We start from the raw sequence: 17357 nt of genomic DNA, 5'->3' as shown, positions 1-17357 counted from the left end.
ATTAAATATGAAAAGTCCAAATATCTAATTAGATGTTTGGACTTTCTTTTACATTTTTAAGAGGTTAGCCTCTAATAAAGACTCTATACTCATATGCTTTAAGCGAAGTTGGTAGCAGACCAACTTTCTTTCCAGTGAAGAAGTCAACATATCCATCTCTGAATAAGGCATCATTGCTAGAATAGTTGAGGTTTTTATTAGACATATTCAGCATCACCATGATCTCTTTTCCCGCTCTTTCTCTTGAATAAATTAGCAACTTATCTCCATCTGTAGAACTATATCTTCTGAATTCACCACCCATATCTCCAGCTCTTAATGCAGGATGGGTATGCTTAAGCTCATTCAGTTTTTTGTAGAATGCTGTTGTTGCATTCTCAGTCCATGAAGGAACCATATCTTTTTCGAAGAAAGATAAGCGTTTTTTTAGACCTACTTCCTGACCTGTATATATCATTGGCATACCATTGATTGTATATGTAAGAACCGCAAATAGCTCGGTCATTTTGCCATATCTTTCAAATTCAGTACCATTCCAAGAGTTTTCGTCATGGTTTGTAAGGAAGTTCATTTTGTAAGTATCTGCACATACTATGTTATTGCTTGCAAGAGAGTCAAGTTTCTGAATGTAAGCTGCAATGTCGTCAGCATTCTTAGTCCCTTTGTTAACATCAGCCATCAAATGCATAAGCTCCCATGAATAGTTTGAATCAAAAGCATGGTCAAGTAAATCAGTCTCTTCTGACTCTGCCAACATAAACACAGGTTTTACACTGTCCAATGCCGGACGTACATCATTCCAGAAATCAGTTGGAACTTCGTGAGCCATGTCGCAACGATAACCATCAATATCAAATTCTGTGATCCAATATTTCAACGCTTCAGTCATTGCTGCACGCATTTCTGGTTTGTCGTAATCAAGCTCATAAGTATCTGTCCAGTCATAAGGGCTTTTGAAGTTACCGGCCTCATCTTTCATATACCAGTCAGGATGCTCAGTTGTCCATACATTATCACAACCAGTATGATTAGCTACCCAGTCAAGGATAACTTTGAATCCCATTTCATGTGCTTTGGTAACTAGTCGTTTAAAGTCTTCTTTTGTTCCGAACTCAGGATTAACTTCTGTATAATTTTTTACGGCATAATAACTTCCTAGTGTACCTTTTCTGTTTTTTTCAGAGATAGGATGTATAGGCATAAACCATAAAACATCAACACCTAATTTTTTAAGTCGAGGTAGATGTGTTTCAAAGGCAGCAAAAGTACCTTCCTTTGTATATTGCCTAACATTTACCTCATAAATAACAGCGTTACGAGTCCAGTCTAAATGTTGAACGGTACATTTTTCTTTCGGTTCTTCTTTTACTTTGGGTTTGTTGCCACACGATGTTCCCAGAAGGGTAAGTATCATAGTGACAAACAATAAAGTTTTTTTCATAATTTACAGTTTATAATAATATTTAGTTATGTATAAATAAGTATCCTTATTTAATATGTCCTGCTCTCAGCTCATCATTTTTGTCATTGACAAAAGCAACAGCAATAGCAGCAAGTAGCATAGACGTTCCTGCAACAAGCATCATAGAGATTGAGCTACCTCCTGCAACATATTTAAGTAGCAGTCCTCCTGTCAATCCGGCTACTATCTGAGGAATTGTTATGGTAGCATTAAATATCCCCATATAAACCCCCATTTTACTTGCCGGCAAAGCAGCTGAAAGTATAGCATAAGGCATTGCTAAGATTGCAGCCCAAGCAATTCCAACACCCAACATTGATAGTAACAGCATGTATTTGTCATCGAAAAAATACATAGATGCTAATCCAATAGCTCCCAGTATCAGAGCAGAAGAATATACTTTTTTCCGACCAAGCTTATTTGCTACCTTAGCCATGAATACCGAGAAAACGGCAGCAAAGATAGCATATACTCCGCTTAAAACACCATTCCAGTCTCCAGCATCATTATACCCTTGAGATATAGGGTCTGTTGTTTGCCATACATTTTCGGCAATACCTCCAATTGCGTACACCCACATGATGAACAAGGCAAACCAAGAGAAGAACTGAACGATACCAAGTTGTAACATCGTGGTTGGTGTACTTTTTAGGATATCAAGGAAAGATTGTGTTTTCTTTTCTTCTTCGGTAATATTACTGTATTCATTATACTCTTTTGGAGGGTATTCTTTTACTTTGAAACTAGTCCAAAGTACAGTAAGGAGTAAAGCTCCTCCTCCTATGTAAAAAGACCATATAACAGAGGGTGCAACTTTCTCTCCGGCTTCGGGTATATTTTGTATCCCTATCCAAGCGAGAATAAATGGGAGAAAAGAACCAATAACAGCTCCCACGTTTGTCAAAAAACTTTGAGTTGCATATCCTTGATTTCTTTGTTCATCATTTACCATATCGCCAACTAAAGAACGGAATGGTTGCATCGATACATTAAACGCACAGTCCATGAATAGAAGCATAAATGCACCAAAGAATACCGGTGGCATAATAGCTGCTACAAACTCTGAATTTGGCATAAAAAACATTGCTATAGTCGAAACGATAGCTCCACCAAGTATGAATGGAATACGACGGCCAAAACGAGTCCAAGTACGATCACTCGACATTCCTATTATTGGTTGTACGATCAACCCTGCTATTGGAGCTGCCAACCAAAATAAAGGGAGATCATGAGGATCTGCTCCTAATGCAGAGAGTATTCTACTCGTTTGCGAGCTTTGTAGCGAATAGCCAATTTGAATGCCTAAAAATCCGAAGCTTAAGTTCCAAATTTGCCAAAAAGAGAGTGTTGGTTTCTTTTTCATAGTATTTTACTCTAATGTTCTATTCATTCTCTCACATCGGGTAATTTTCGTGTTGTTTGTCTTGCAATGAGAGATGTCTTTATTAATTTGTTTTTGCGAGATGTAATCTCTGGGTTCTCTATTTTTTCCAAAATGAGAGCCATTGCTTCTTCTCCTACTTTCTGAGGATGTTGATCCATCGTACTTAACATAGGGTCTGTATCTTGAGAAATATTAGAATTGGAAAAACCAAAAATAGATATTTCTTCAGGTACTTTAAATCCTAGTTCTTTTGCTGCAACAAGAATTCCCGATGCGGTATAATCATTCATCGCCATAAAAGCATCAGGTCTGTCGGGCTCCTGTAATATCTCTAACGCTCTTTGATATCCTAATATTTTAGTGTCGGCTTGTCTTATAAGATTATCCTCTACAGGTAGGTTATATCTTCTTAAAGCATCAAGATATCCGTTCTTTCTATTTTTAGATATTTCCAGATGGTATGGTGCAGAGAAAAAGGCTATACGCTTACAACCAGTTTTTATCATGTATTCTACAGCCGCAAATGTGCCTGAATAGTCATCTGCTACAACTTTGTCTGAGTCTATTCCCGTAGATATTCTATCAAAAAACACAACGGGGATATCGTTGTCGATCAGTTCTTGAAAATGCTCATACTTAGTGGTCGTTTTAGATTGCGAAATCAAAACGCCACATACTCTGGCTTTTATCAGGGTCTGAACATTTCTCACCTCTTTTTTATAATCTTCTAAAGACTGACAAACAATGATGTGATAATCTTTTTCTTCGGCAAGGGTTTCCATACCGGACACAACTGCAGAAAAGAAATGGTTGGCCAATTCCGGTACAATAACGCCGATGATATTTGTATGTTGCATTTTTAGACTCAGTGCCAAAGCATTCGGTTTGTATTTGTGTTTCTTGGCATAGTCCTGAACTAGTTTTCTCGTTTCGGGACTAATGTCAGGATTATCTTTTAAAGCTCTGGATACTGTTGATGCTGATACATTCAAGTCTTTAGCAATGTCCTTAATTGTAAGAGGTCCCTTTTTCATGAGCGAGGAATTTGATTACTTCTATAAAAATAATCAAAATTCCAACAAAAGAATGCTTCTTGGCGCGATAGTTAAGGTTGAGCTAGCTAAATCTACACCGATCCCGCTTATCATATCCTTTGCTTCGTTTTTAGGTAGAACTTCTTTGTATGTTGCTAGATCGATTGTCTTCTCACTATCGGAGCCACTAAGTATTACAACTACAGATTTGTCATTGTATTTACGTTCGTATACATATACTCCATTTAGTGGTGCAAAGTGTTTTAAACTACCTTTAGAAATTGCTTCATTTCCTTTTCTCCAATGAAGTAGCTTGCGCATAAAATCAAAGGCTTCATTTTGTCCCTTAGTCCTTTCACTTCTATTGAATGCATTAACCGAGTCATCAGCCCATCCTCCGGGGAAATCTCTACGTAGATAACCATCACCTTCGCTCTTGTCGGCAGCCATCAATATTTCTGTCCCATAATATATTTCAGGAATACCGCGTGTTGTTAACAGAAATGTAATTGCCTGTTTAAATCGATTGAGGTTAGAAGTTTGCTCTTTATTCCTGTAAAAACGAGAAGTGTCATGATTGTCTAAGAATATAAGCAGCTCATGTGGATTGGCATAAACAATATCCTGAGTCAAGTATTCGTGAAGACGAGACAGCCCCTGATCCCAAGGAGTTGTTTCTTCATCAAAAGCTTTTTCCATTGCCGACATCAGAGGGAAATCCATGACAGAACGGAGATTTGAGTTTTTAGGAGCAGCTAGTTTACTGTCTTTTTGCCAGTATGATATAGCAACGTTGTTGTTTAGCCAGGTTTCTCCCACTATATTGAAGTCTGGGTATTCATCTGTTACTTCTTTACACCAACGTGCCATCATATCAAAGTCCGCATAAGGATGGGTGTCTTGACGAATTCCGTCTAGCCCTGCATATTCGATCCACCAGATACTATTTTGAATCAAGTATTTTTCGACATGGCGATTGCGTTGATTCAAGTCAGGCATTGTTTCTACAAACCAGCCATCAAGAGCGAGTTTCTTATCAGCGTCGGATGTGTATGGGTCATGCTGAGTAGTTGTCTTATAGGATGTTTGTACATATTTATCAGGATAGTTAAACCAGTCTTCTGATGGACGATCGGTGAAGAAGAAATGATAACTACCACAATGGTTAAAAATCATATCCATTACTATCTTCATACCTTTAGCATGAGCTTTATCTACTAAATCTACAAATTCTTCATTTGAACCAAATCGGCGATCTACTTTATAATAATCGGTAGTGGCATAACCATGGTATGAACCTGCGGGCATATCGTTTTCGAGTACAGGATTGAGCCAGATAGCTGTAACGCCTAGATCCTGAATGTAATCGATATTGTCACTGATGCCTTTAAAGTCGCCTCCATGACGTGCGTACTGACCGTTTCTATCTACCTTGTTTTCACGCATTCCGGATATTACATCGTTAGAAGGATCTCCATTTGCAAAACGATCGGGCATAATAAGGTATAAAACATCACTAGAATTGAAACCAACTCTTTCTGAAGAATTCGGCTTGCGCTCTTTTAGTTCGTACGGGATTGTTTCTTTCTTTTTCCCTTGTTGCAAGATGAAGTTGAATGTCTCAGGTTTAGCATTAGAAACATCTAAGTAAAGAAGTAGGTAGTTCGGATTTTCGAGGCGTACAACTTCTTTGATTGTCGTAGTTGTAGATGTTGATGTAACCTCAGCTTTGGCTACATTCTCTCCATAAATTAAAACTTGCAACTCTGGGTTTTTCATTCCTGCCCACCAAAAAGCAGGATCCACCGTTTTTATTTCAATCGAAAATAAAGATTGAGTAATAAAAACTAGAAATAATATGATTAATAAACTACTTTTTTTCATATGTGTTATCCAGTTTACTTTCGTCCCGATGATTCTATAATTGATCTTACTTGCTTATTGTATTCTGTATTATTAATCAGTTCTTCTAATGTTAGGTGCATCCTGTATCTCCAATAGTGTTGAGCAATTGCTGGTATATTTATACGTTCTTCTTCCGGATTGTCTCTTCTTATCTCATTGTTGATAGATAACCAATCTTGTAAAGGAAGTATCGTTAGCATTGCCGGCGAGTTGAGATGGTTGACTACAATTTGCCAACAAATATCAGCAGTGCATTCTTCAGGAGCAGCACCATGTTTCCATAATACTTCATTATAGTATTTCTGTGTTACAGCTCTGTCTTCTTTCCACCATAAGCGAATAGGAGACATGTCGTGTGTAGATGTTGTACAAACGCTCAGATAAGGAAGATGCTGCAACTGATTGAATGGGATACTTGGATCTTTTGGCATTCGCTCTATCTCTAGGCTTAATATTTGAAGTTCGTGCATCACTGAAGGAACAGATGCCGGAACCATTCCAAGATCTTCTCCACAGACAAGCATCGATGTTGATGCAATCAGGGCAGGTAATTTTTGCATTGCTTCGTGACGCCAAAATTGGCTGTGACGTCTGAAGAAGAAGTCATTATAAAGACGATTGTATGCATCCTTAGTCCCTTGATCCAAATCCTGATATGAGTAGCTATACTGAGCAGTTATACGTGGATGGTATTTATCCGGATTGCGTTTGTCACGAATGAATAATATTTCATTGCACAAGCTATAAAGACCATCGCGAATAACTCTGTTCTTCTCGTCCAGCTCATTTCCTAAATGCTCTTTTATTTTAAGCTGAGTATCGTATTCAGCTTTTAATTTGAACCGTTGCCATTCTATTGGTTCAAGATATTTATCAATAACTTCTTGTGTATATTCACCAAAAATATTGCCTAAGAAATGCTCATGGATATAATGATTCAACATTCTGTTCTCGTCGAACCAAACTCCATACGAACGAATTTCATCTGCGCTCATTGGTAATGCAGGACTAAAATAGCCTAATAGCCCTTGTACAGAGGATAGGGGGATTTCCCAAATACGAAAAAAACCTAATATATGGTCGATTCGATAAGCATCGAAGTAGTCAGCCATTTTTTTGAATCGCTTAACCCACCATTGATAACCATCTTTAGCCATCTCATCCCAATTGTATGTAGGGAATCCCCAGTTTTGACCAAAGAAAGAAAAGTCATCAGGCGGAGCACCCGTTTGCACATCCAGATTGAATAGATGAGGTTCTACCCATGCTTCAACACTGTTGCGACTGATACCTATCGGAATATCTCCTTTTAGAACAACATTGTGTTGGTGTGCATATTCTTTAACTTCTACAAGTTGCTTGTGGAGTAAATATTGGATAAAGCATACTAGATTTATTTCTTCAGCAACAGCTTTAGTTGCAGCGAATTTTTTCAATTTAGCCTTGTTAAAGACCGAGTGAGTTTTCCATTGTGAGTAATTTGCTGTTTTATATTTGTCTCTTAAATGACAGAAACACGCATAAGGGAAAAGCCATTCTTCATTTTTCTTGTAAAAATCAAGATAATCTTTGCTGCCTAAAACTTCACTTCCTACTTCGTTGTACAAGTCTTTTAGGTAAGCAATCTTTAAGGCTAAAACTTTGTCATAATCAACTGAATCCAGTTGATTCAAGGTGATAGCCTCATCAGTATATTTTTTATATAACTCTTTATCTTTAAGAGGGTACGCTTTTAGTCCTAGGTAAATTGGGTGAAGCGCATAGATCGAGATGGCATTATAAGGATAAGAATCTACCCAAGAGTATGTTATTGTAGTGTCATTGATGGGGAGTATCTGAATCATCTTTTGACCGGTGATAGCTGCCCAGTCTACCATTTTCTTCAGATCAGAAAATTCTCCAACTCCAAAACTATCTTCAGATTTAAGCGAAAATACAGGTATTGCAACTCCGGCAGCTTTCCAATCCATCCAACTGTGGCGGAATACCATTGAGTTTACCTGTACTATATCTCCTTTTTCTTTCGATGCTATTGGCGTGAGTTTTCTGTTTTCACCTTCTTCCCAATATACAATTTCTTGTGTATTATTATCGTAGATAGCCAGTTTATATTCTTCCGAGGATTTAATAGAAGAAGCATTAATCGTTGTTTGCCAGTTCCCATATCGGACTGGGTCTAAGATAATGGCATTCTTTATATCCCATGCTCCAAGTGTTTTTGAAGCACCACATAATACTAAAGATTGATCTTTATTTATGTAAGGACAGAAGACATTTATAAGTATAGTTTTCTTATAAAATTTAAGTTTTCTTCTTACTTCGTGAAAAAAGAAACTTTCAGAAAATCCTGATGTATATAAAAATTTCTGTTGAGGTATACTTTTCCAAATATCGTCAACAAAAACGGATTTATTCTTATCTAAAATTAAAGTATGAGGCTCGCCCCATTCTTTATCAATTGTGTAGCCATTCTCTTTAACTAAATAGTAGTACTCAATGCATTCATCATTTGTGTCGAATTCTAAAGACCACTTTGAAGGAGACGCATAAGACATTTCTAAGGCTTTCTCCTCGTTCCAGTTACCAAGATAAGATGTTGATCCACATACCCATATAGTTTGTCCCCATTGGGTGTGGTAGTCGATTTGTAGTGTTATCTTCATGGCAATATATATGATTTAAATGGTAAAATAACTCTTAATATTGATTGTACAATTAACTGCCACAAAACTAAGTATTAAAGAATGAAAAATATAGTGGACTGATTGATATTCATTGAATTTGATTTGCAAACGATTGCATAATAATGTGCTTTATATCATAATCTGAATTCTTGATTAATTATCAAAAAATACCATAAAGAAATAGGAATGCTCCATTTTCTTTGAATTCTTAATATCTTTGTCTAAAATTTTCTTATACGAAAAAAATGCCGGAAAGTTTTAAAGTAAAAGATAAGGAGACTATATCAGCGCAACGCTTTGCCGAACTTGTTCTAGATATGGGAACATATATGCTTGCATCAGGGGCACATTGCGGACGACTCAATAGCAATCTTGGTCGCTTAGCTGCTACGTGGGAATTTGAATTGACATTGAATCCAACATTCAAAGGTTTATTGGTTAGTGTGAAGGATTTGAATAATCCGGACAACTCTGTTACTCGTTTCAAAAATTCACCAACACATATAGTCCATTTAGCCATTTTGACAAAAGTTTCACATTTGTCGTGGAAGGTACAAGAAGAAAATCTTTCAATAGCTTATGTGGAGCAAGAATTTCATAAGATAAAAGAAGAACCTAACTATAATGATCTGGTTGTTGCTGTAGCAGTCGGTCTATCGTGTGCAGGTCTGTGTCTATTCTCGTTAGGGGATACAATGAATGCAATAGTGGCATTTGTGGCTGCATTTGTAGGTTCTTTGACGAGAGTTTTCTTTGCAAAAAAGAATTTCAACCCAATGATATGTATTACTATTGCTGCGTTTGTGACAACTTTAATCGCTGCACTGGGACGTCTGTACGGTATTGGTGAACATCCCGAAGCTGCTATGGCTACGGCAGTTCTTTATCTGATCCCAGGTGTGCCTCTGATCAACTGCGTGATTGATTTGATTGAAGGCTATTTATCATCAGCTATAAATCGAGCTTTATTCGGAGGTTTTATACTTCTCTGTATCGCTGCAGGAATGACACTTTGTATTACACTTATGGGTATTGATAATTTTTAAATTGAAGGAAGATGGAAGAATTAACTCTATTAAATATACTTCGCGACTTCGGAATAGCTTTTATCGTCGGTTTCTGTTGGGCTGTATTATTTGGCTCACCTAAACGATTATTGGTTGTAGCTGGATTATTGGGAGGAATGGGGCATTCCATGCGCTTTATTCTTATTCAGCTTGATTTCGGAATGATAACAGCAACTTTAGCAGGATCAGTTATTGTCGGACTAGTTGGTATCTTCGTTGCCCATCGTGTAGATAGTCCGCCTGTAGTATTTACCATGCCGGCATGTATTACGATGATTCCCGGTATGTTTGCTTATCGTACGATGCTGGCAGGAATTAAAATAACGGATTTATCCATTGTAAAGGAAGACCCTTATATATTGGTAGAGGCTGCTCATAATCTGATGCTGACCATGTCCTTACTTTTCACTTTAGCTATAGGGATCTGTATTGGTGCATTGCTTTTTAGAAAATCCAGTGTTAAACATATTTCTTTCAAAGATGTGATAGGCAAGGGTTAAGCAATTACTTTTTGTGATTTACCTCTTCTTCTAAATTGTATTGTATACCTAGAGATAAGGAATACAATAATCTGAGTGAATATGATAAATACACCAGAAGGTACATCAAGTGCTGCGGAAAGGAATAATCCAACTAAACATCCAAAGAAACCAATCAGAATAGATAATAAGATCATCTTATTGAAATTCGAAGTAAATAAGTTAGCTGTCATCTGAGGTACAGTCAGTATCGACATTAACAAGACAATTCCTACTAAGCGTATAGATAATACTATTGTGATGGCTATTGCCATCATCATTAGGTATTTAATTGTATTGACCGGAAGGTTTCGCGTCTTTGCAAAATCGGAATCAAATGCCGAAAATAGTATCTGCTTTCCAAATAAGGCGAATACCAGAATCAGAATAAAAGATAATACAGCTAAATAAGTGATATCGCTATGCGTGATGGTCAGAATATTGCCGAATAGATAATCGGATAAGTTAGGAGCGAATCCAGGTTTTAAGTAGATGAAAATAATTCCGATAGCCATTCCTAACGACCAGAAAGAACCAATGGCAGAGTCTTCTCTCACTCCTTGACGAGAGGATAACCATTCTATGCCAAAAGCCGAAAGAATAGAAAAAATCATTGCTGAGAATATAGGATTCCATCCAAAGTAAAAACCCATTCCAATTCCTCCCAATGAGGCATGTGTAATTCCACCACTAACGAAAACTAGGCGGCGGATAACAATATAAGAACCTATAATTCCGCACGCTATACTAGCAAATAAGCTTCCTAGTAATGCATTCTGGAAAAAAGTGTATGAAAGTAAATCTAAAAAATTCATTTGCTAATCCTAATTGGATTTTATTAATTAAATAATATTTGCTCCTAAGAATTTACGAATAAGAGCAGCATCCTTTTCTCTACGATCGGTATAAGCTTCTAACTGATCATCCAAGATGTTTCCTATGTTGAAGTACTTAGACTCAGGGTGAGAGATAATAATACCACTTACCGATGCATTAGGTAGCATAACTCCGTTTTCGGTCAAATCTACACCGATTTCTTTTGATTGTAATAAATCTTCATTCAATAAGAAATTGATTGACTGATCAGGAATTGACGGATAGCCCACAGCAGGGCGGATTCCTTGATATTTGAGAGCGAACATTTCGTTCACAGAAATATCTTCATCGGCTGCAAACCCCCAATACTCTCTTCTTATTTTAACATGTAACCACTCGGTTGCAGCTTCGGCTAAACGGTCTAAGACAGATTTTAGGAGGAGTACATTGTATTCATCACCCTCGTGTTCGTATTTACTCATTAATTCTTCGGCTCCGACTCCTGCGGTAACAGTAAATCCAGCTACATAATCTTTCTTCCCTGAAACTTTTGGAGCAACAAAATCGCACAGAGAAAGATAAACTCCTTTGTCATTCTTCTTTTGTTGGCGGAGCATTGGGAAACGAATATTGTTGATGAACAGACATTCATCGTCACTATAAGCTTCGTGAATAGCAAATACAGCATTGATATAACCCGCTTTTTCGAATACGAGTTGATCTAATAAAGCTTTGGCGTCTTTATAGAGTTGCATTCCTTCAGCAGCCTTTTCCCTTTCTTGCTCAGGGAAGGTGTTAAGCCAAGATGCTTTACAAGAAGGGCAATCATCTATGTTTTGAACAGAAGCATAGCGAGCCGATAGGTTCCATGAGTGGAAGAAAAATTTCCAGTCAATGTACGGAATAATCTCCTCTACAGGTATATGTTTCAACGTTTGGCGTCCAATTGTATTTGGTTCGCAGGCTTGATAGTTGCTCCAATCTATTTTTAGACCTTTGTTTATAACTTCTGAAAATGGAAGTAAATCAGCTTTTTTATCTCCCATATTTTCTCTCAGAGATGTGTATTCTTTTCTAACCTCTTCAATATAAATTTCTTTAGTATTCGGATTAATAAGTTTACTAACCGCCGCTGGAGCTTGAGAGGCATCTTTGACGTATACTACCGATCCGTTATTATATTTAGGATCTATCTTTATGGCTGTATGAAGCTTGGATGTTGTAGCACCTCCAATCATCAGGGGAATAGAGAATCCAGCTTTCTCCATTTCATGGGCAACGATACTCATCTCTTCCAAGGAAGGAGTAATGAGACCGCTAAGACAAAGTATATCAGGTTGTTCTTCTTTTACCTTTTGTATGATAACCTCAGGTGGGGTCATCACGCCAAGGTCTATCACTTCATAATTATTACATGCAAGAATAATAGAGACAATGTTCTTACCTATATCGTGGACATCTCCTTTTACGGTTGCAATAAGGAGTTTACCGGCTTTATTGCTTCCGCCCGAAGATGCTTTTTGTGCCTCTAGTGTAGGCTGTAAGATGGCTACAGCACGTTTCATCGTACGAGCTGTCTTTACGACCTGAGGAAGGAACATTTTCCCTGATCCGAACAAATCACCAACTTTGTTCATTCCATCCATCAATGGTTTGTCGATGATATCAACAGCTTTTGGATAGACTGTTAAAGCCTCGGCTAAATCTTCTTCCAGATAGTCGCTAATCCCTTTTATTAATGCATATTGTATGCGTTCATCCAATGGATAAGAGCGCCATTCTTCTACTTTTTGCTCCGATTCTCCAGATTTGTTGTTTTTGATCTTCTCAGCAAATTCTATTAATTCGTCAGTTGCTTCTGGTCTACGATTGAAGATGACATCTTCTAATAGATTTCGGAGGTCTGTTGGTATATCTTCGTATATGACTGATTGTCCCGGATTGACAATTCCCATATCCATTCCTCGTTGGATGGCATAATATAGGAATACAGCATGCATAGCCTCCCGGATGTAGTCGTTTCCTCGGAAAGAGAAGGATAGATTGCTTACACCACCACTAATTTTGGCATGAGGAAGATTTTCTTTTATCCATGTTATAGTTTCCAAGAAATCAACTGCATAGTTGCGATGCTCTTCTATTCCCGTAGCAATAGCCAGAATATTAGGGTCGAAGATGATATCAAGAGGGTTGAAGCCATCATTAACTAATAGTTTGTAAGCTCTTTCGCATATTTCGATACGGCGAGCGAAGGTATCAGCCTGACCAGTTTCGTCAAAGGCCATAATGATAACAGCAGCTCCGTATTGTTTAATCAGTCTGGCGTGGCGAAGAAATTCTTCTTCACCTCCCTTTAACGATATAGAGTTGACAATAGGTTTCCCTTGAACACACTTTAAGCCAGCTTCCAAGACTTCCCATTTAGAGGAGTCTATCATTACGGGTATACGCGACACGTCGGGGTCGGATGCCATCAGGTTGAGGAAAGTTGTCATTTCTTTTACACCATCCAACAACCCTTCGTCCATATTTACGTCCAGCACCTGAGCTCCGTCTTCTACTTGCTTGTGTGCAATTGACAAAGCCTCTTCGTACTTTTGTTCTTTAATCAAACGTAGGAATTTGCGAGAACCGGCAACATTAAGTCGTTCGCCTATATTTATAAAGTTGATTTCAGGTTTAGCCTCAAGAAGCTCTAATCCTGATATCCACATGTATTCAGGCTTATTTGCAGGCTTGTGAGGAGTAGCACCTTTCACTAAGTCAACATATTTTGAAATATGAGCAGGTGTAGTACCACAACATCCTCCTAAAATATTAACTAATCCTTCGTCAATGAATTCTTTCAGCTGGGCGGCCATTATCTCAGGAGTCTCGTCGTATTCTCCAAATTGGTTTGGAAGTCCCGCATTCGGATAGGCTGAAACATAGCTTGGAGCCAAGCGTCCTAGTTCTTTTAGAAAAGGTTTCATATCCGAAGCTCCGAAAGAACAGTTTAGTCCGATGGATAAAAAGTCTATATGGCTAACTGAAGCCAGAAAAGCGCCTATAGTCTGTCCTGATAATGTACGACCTCCCTTGTCGGAAAGAGTAACCGATATCATAATCGGAATGTGAATATTTCGTTCTTGTTGTACTTCTTCGGCGGCAAATAGGGCAGCTTTTGCATTTAATGTATCGAAGATAGTTTCGATAAGTAACAAGTCTACACCTCCGTCAATAAGTGCTTCTATTTGCTCTTTGTACGCTGATCGCAAGTCGTCGAATGTAACAGCACGGAAGATAGGGTTCTCTACTTTCGGACTCATTGATGCAGTCTTATTGGTAGGTCCTATCGATCCTGCAACAAAGCGAGGCTTGTCCGGATTCAGATTTGTATAATCAGTTGCAGCCTTCTTGGCTAATTTAGCAGCTTCTACATTTATTTCTTTTACCAAATGAGCCATATTATAATCTTCCATCGATATGGCATTGGCATTGAAAGTATTTGTTTCTATTATGTCTGCACCTACTTCCAGATATTCGCGGTGGATAGCATCGATAACATCCGCACGAGTAAGGCAGAGCAGGTCATTATTTCCTTTTAAAAGGATGGTTGAATCTTTGAAACGCTCACCTCTGAAATCTTCTTCGGTAAGTTTATATTTCTGAATCATAGTACCCATTGCACCATCCAGAATCAGAATTCTATTTTTGAGTATATCTTGTATTTTATTCATTGTCATTCGTATTGTTTACCATTCGCCTTGTTTGACAGAACGAACTCCGTAATATCTTGCGTATATTTTATTTATCCAATCGTCTGGAGAATTACCTAATCTGTACACATTGAAGTCATCTCTCATATTCAAATTTCCCTTGAACTCTATATCGAGTACTCCTTTTTGTTTTTGTTCAAGCACAAAAAGCTCTCTTTGGTGCCAGAAATCGTTGAGATAGACTGTGTACTTATATTTACTTACATAATCTATGCCAAAATAGATTAGAAGTACTGCTACAATCAACGCTTTAAGTGCCCTATATGTTTTGGTGTTGATGTCAATATTTGCGTATAGGATACCAATAGCAATAATCATAAAGCATACGGATGCGAACATTGTTCTATCGGGGATGCCAGGGGATGCCAGCATGGCGAGAGCACAAAAATGAGCAAACAAAAAGAAAAATACAGATATTTTGAAGTGTATACTTTTAAAAAAATCTTTTTTTCCTCTGCTATATAAGAAACAGACAAAAATATAGATAAGAAACGGTATTAGTAAATTATGGTAATAAACTTTGCAAAAGAAATAAAGTCTTGTTGCTATTGATATTTCTTGAGATCTGTCTAATCTGACATAGTTTCCTGGTGCTAATAATAAGAATAAACATCCTATAAGGGCGCCAATGAGTCCGGCAATAGCCCATCGAGGAATTTGTTTTTTCTCGTATTTGAAGAAAGCTAAAGCTATGATAAGCATGAAAACTAAAGAAACAGATGTATTCTCGTTCGTCCAGCCTGCTATAATTCCAAAGAAGAACATCATTACAAGAAAGATGAAGGATTCGCCTTTCTTTTCTGTTGACTTATAGTAGTTCAGGTAAGGAAGTATAAATAATAAAATGATGACAGTACTCCATAGATAATTGGCACTGTATGTGATCCAGAAAACAGTTGATGTAAAATCCGGCAAAAGAAACCAAAGTCCTAAGGCGATTAATGTTAATAAGGAAAAATTGATCTTGTCTTTAGGTGCCGATATTTTATAGATTACAGCAATCAATACGACAAAAACGAGGCTATTGAGTAGGTCGTACCAAAAAGGGTCTAAAGCAAGAAGAAGTTGAGCTATAACATGGTTTACAACTCGTCCGCCCCAATGAAAATAATGTTCATACTGAGAAATGATTATATCTGATAAACTTGATATTCTATCGGATGAACCATAATTGGGTACCCAAATAAAGCTGTAGTCCCAATCGTCACCCAATAGAGGGTATATCATGTTTATTAAGAAAGAGAGTAAGAAGCATAAGAAAATACAGCAACAAAATAATATTTTCTCCTTCCTATAGCTTATCTGTCTTTTATTATTGAGAGTCATTTTGTTCATTATCAAAAGAAGGGATCTCTATTTTTACTGATTTAACACTGTGGTATTTTGAATATTCTCTATTCATCCATTTTGTGGAATCGAGCGAAAGGTCTACAAAACCGTATTTTTCGTGTAGTCCAATCCAAGTGTCGAATACTATATCTTCAACACCTTCTGCTTTCTGTTGGTTTAGGACAGCTTCTCGTTCTTTGAATGTCGTAGAGATCAGGTTGATTGAAGGATATTTCTTATAAACATCGTATCCAAACATTCCCATTAATGCAAAAATGAAGAATATGTTGACCCCAAATTTCCAACGGGTATTTATTTTAATTTCAGAATATAAGATACCTATTGCGATAATCATATAAATAATCATGGCAAACATGGCTCTTAATGGAAATGTTGTTGCTGCTATCATTACAAAGAATGATACATGTGCTGCGAGGAAGAAAGATAGAGATGCGACTGTCTTTTTACTCCACTTGTTTTCATGTGTATTTCGATATTTATAATAAATGACACACATGATGAGGTATAGGATAACTAAAGGTCGCATGTGTCCTAGGTAGTTACGGGAGAAAAACCTTGAAATCCTATCTTTTATAATGGTGATAAAAGGCGCATCTATCATATCTATATTATGTCTTAGTTCAGCCCCCATTCTAATATAATTCCCGGGCGCTAAGACCAGAATAAGGAAGCCGATGATTAGACCTATAAGACCTGTAATAATCCATAGAGGAAGTTCTTTTTTCTTGTATAAGTATATGCTTAAGACAAAAAGTATTAATATGATGGGAGGAACACTATTTTCGTTAGTCCATCCGGCAAGTACACCCAGAAAGAAAAAGCCGATTGATTTTGAAACAGAACTATTGTTACTCTTATACTCCTGCATGTAAAATTTATAGAAAGGATATAAGAAAACTAAAAGTATGAGCGTTCCCCATAGGTAATTGGCACTACCAGTTATCCAGAAGATATTGCTTACCAACTGAGGCATGAATATCCATGATGTACAAACGATAAAGATGAATACACCTACATTTGTTTTTTGCCCATAGTTGATAAACTTATAAACTAAAAGAACGAATGCGATATAAGCTAAGCTATTCAGTAGGTCTGTAAGTAAAGGATCTAAGGCAAGAAGAATTTGAGCTATAAAATGAACAACACTTCGTCCGCCCCAAAGCATATAATGATTGTATTGAGATACAAGAAGGTCGGACAGATTAGAGATGGGTCTGAGCGAATGGTCTAAAAATGAATTTTCGAAGACGAAGCTATATACCCAGTCGTCGGCAAATAGAGGAAGAAGTCTGTTGAAAGTGAATATGATAATGAAAATGAAACCAATTGCACTGCCAAAGACTATTTTATTACTTAATATATTTTTAAGCCAATTCATT

11 protein-coding genes are annotated in these 17357 nt (G+C 37.3%); 2 read left to right on the top strand and 9 right to left on the bottom strand.

Annotated features, from left to right (window positions below; genetic code table 11):
• Positions 1 to 64: 64 nt before the first annotated feature.
• From DHU68_RS09805 to DHU68_RS09785, 5 genes are read right to left on the bottom strand one after another with little or no spacing between them, the layout of a single operon-like run.
• Positions 65 to 1441, bottom strand: a complete 1377-nt coding sequence (locus DHU68_RS09805) for an alpha-amylase family glycosyl hydrolase (RefSeq protein WP_108822807.1) — start codon at positions 1439 to 1441, stop codon at positions 65 to 67.
• Between the two features lie 46 nt (positions 1442 to 1487).
• Positions 1488 to 2825, bottom strand: a complete 1338-nt coding sequence (locus DHU68_RS09800; protein WP_108822806.1) for an MFS transporter — start codon at positions 2823 to 2825, stop codon at positions 1488 to 1490.
• A 23-nt stretch (positions 2826 to 2848) separates the two neighbouring features.
• Positions 2849 to 3880, bottom strand: a complete 1032-nt coding sequence (locus DHU68_RS09795; protein ID WP_108822805.1) for a LacI family DNA-binding transcriptional regulator — start codon at positions 3878 to 3880, stop codon at positions 2849 to 2851.
• A 33-nt stretch (positions 3881 to 3913) separates the two neighbouring features.
• Entirely contained in the window at positions 3914 to 5764 is a 1851-nt protein-coding gene (locus DHU68_RS09790) for a glycoside hydrolase family 13 protein (RefSeq protein WP_108822804.1), read from the bottom strand.
• Between the two features lie 14 nt (positions 5765 to 5778).
• The gene (locus tag DHU68_RS09785; protein WP_108822803.1) at positions 5779 to 8448 is read right to left on the bottom strand and encodes a 4-alpha-glucanotransferase; all 2670 of its coding nucleotides are present in this window, start codon (positions 8446 to 8448) and stop codon (positions 5779 to 5781) included.
• A 266-nt stretch (positions 8449 to 8714) separates the two neighbouring features.
• Here DHU68_RS09785 and DHU68_RS09780 point away from each other — a divergent pair, with 266 nt between their 5' ends.
• Both DHU68_RS09780 and DHU68_RS09775 read left to right on the top strand, forming a co-directional pair.
• Positions 8715 to 9515, top strand: a complete 801-nt coding sequence (locus tag DHU68_RS09780) for a threonine/serine exporter ThrE family protein (protein WP_108822802.1) — start codon at positions 8715 to 8717, stop codon at positions 9513 to 9515.
• Positions 9516 to 9526: 11 nt separating this feature from the next.
• Positions 9527 to 10036, top strand: a complete 510-nt coding sequence (locus tag DHU68_RS09775) for a threonine/serine exporter family protein (RefSeq protein WP_108822801.1) — start codon at positions 9527 to 9529, stop codon at positions 10034 to 10036.
• On the opposite strand, the gene DHU68_RS09770 is transcribed toward DHU68_RS09775, so the two are convergent.
• The 4 genes from DHU68_RS09770 to DHU68_RS09755 are packed head-to-tail and all read right to left on the bottom strand — an operon-like array spanning position 10033 to position 17356.
• On the bottom strand, positions 10033 to 10869 hold the full coding sequence (locus DHU68_RS09770; RefSeq protein ID WP_108822800.1) for a metal ABC transporter permease: 837 nt from the start codon (positions 10867 to 10869) through the stop codon (positions 10033 to 10035). The two genes, DHU68_RS09775 and DHU68_RS09770, sit on opposite strands and share 4 nt — an antisense overlap.
• 27 nt (positions 10870 to 10896) lie before the next feature.
• On the bottom strand, positions 10897 to 14595 hold the full coding sequence (gene metH, locus DHU68_RS09765; protein WP_369831336.1) for a methionine synthase: 3699 nt from the start codon (positions 14593 to 14595) through the stop codon (positions 10897 to 10899).
• A gap of 9 nt (positions 14596 to 14604) precedes the next feature.
• Positions 14605 to 15954, bottom strand: a complete 1350-nt coding sequence (locus DHU68_RS09760) for a DUF6056 family protein (protein ID WP_221405558.1) — start codon at positions 15952 to 15954, stop codon at positions 14605 to 14607.
• Positions 15941 to 17356: a DUF6056 family protein gene (locus DHU68_RS09755; protein ID WP_108822798.1), complete on the bottom strand. Its 1416-nt coding sequence runs from the start codon at positions 17354 to 17356 to the stop codon at positions 15941 to 15943. Before DHU68_RS09755 ends, DHU68_RS09760 begins: the two co-directional genes overlap by 14 nt.
• Position 17357: the final 1 nt, after the last annotated feature.

It is taken from the genome of Dysgonomonas sp. Marseille-P4361, assembly GCF_900343125.1.
GTDB lineage: Bacteria > Bacteroidota > Bacteroidia > Bacteroidales > Dysgonomonadaceae > Dysgonomonas.
This window is presented reverse-complemented; position numbering and strand designations above follow the sequence as displayed.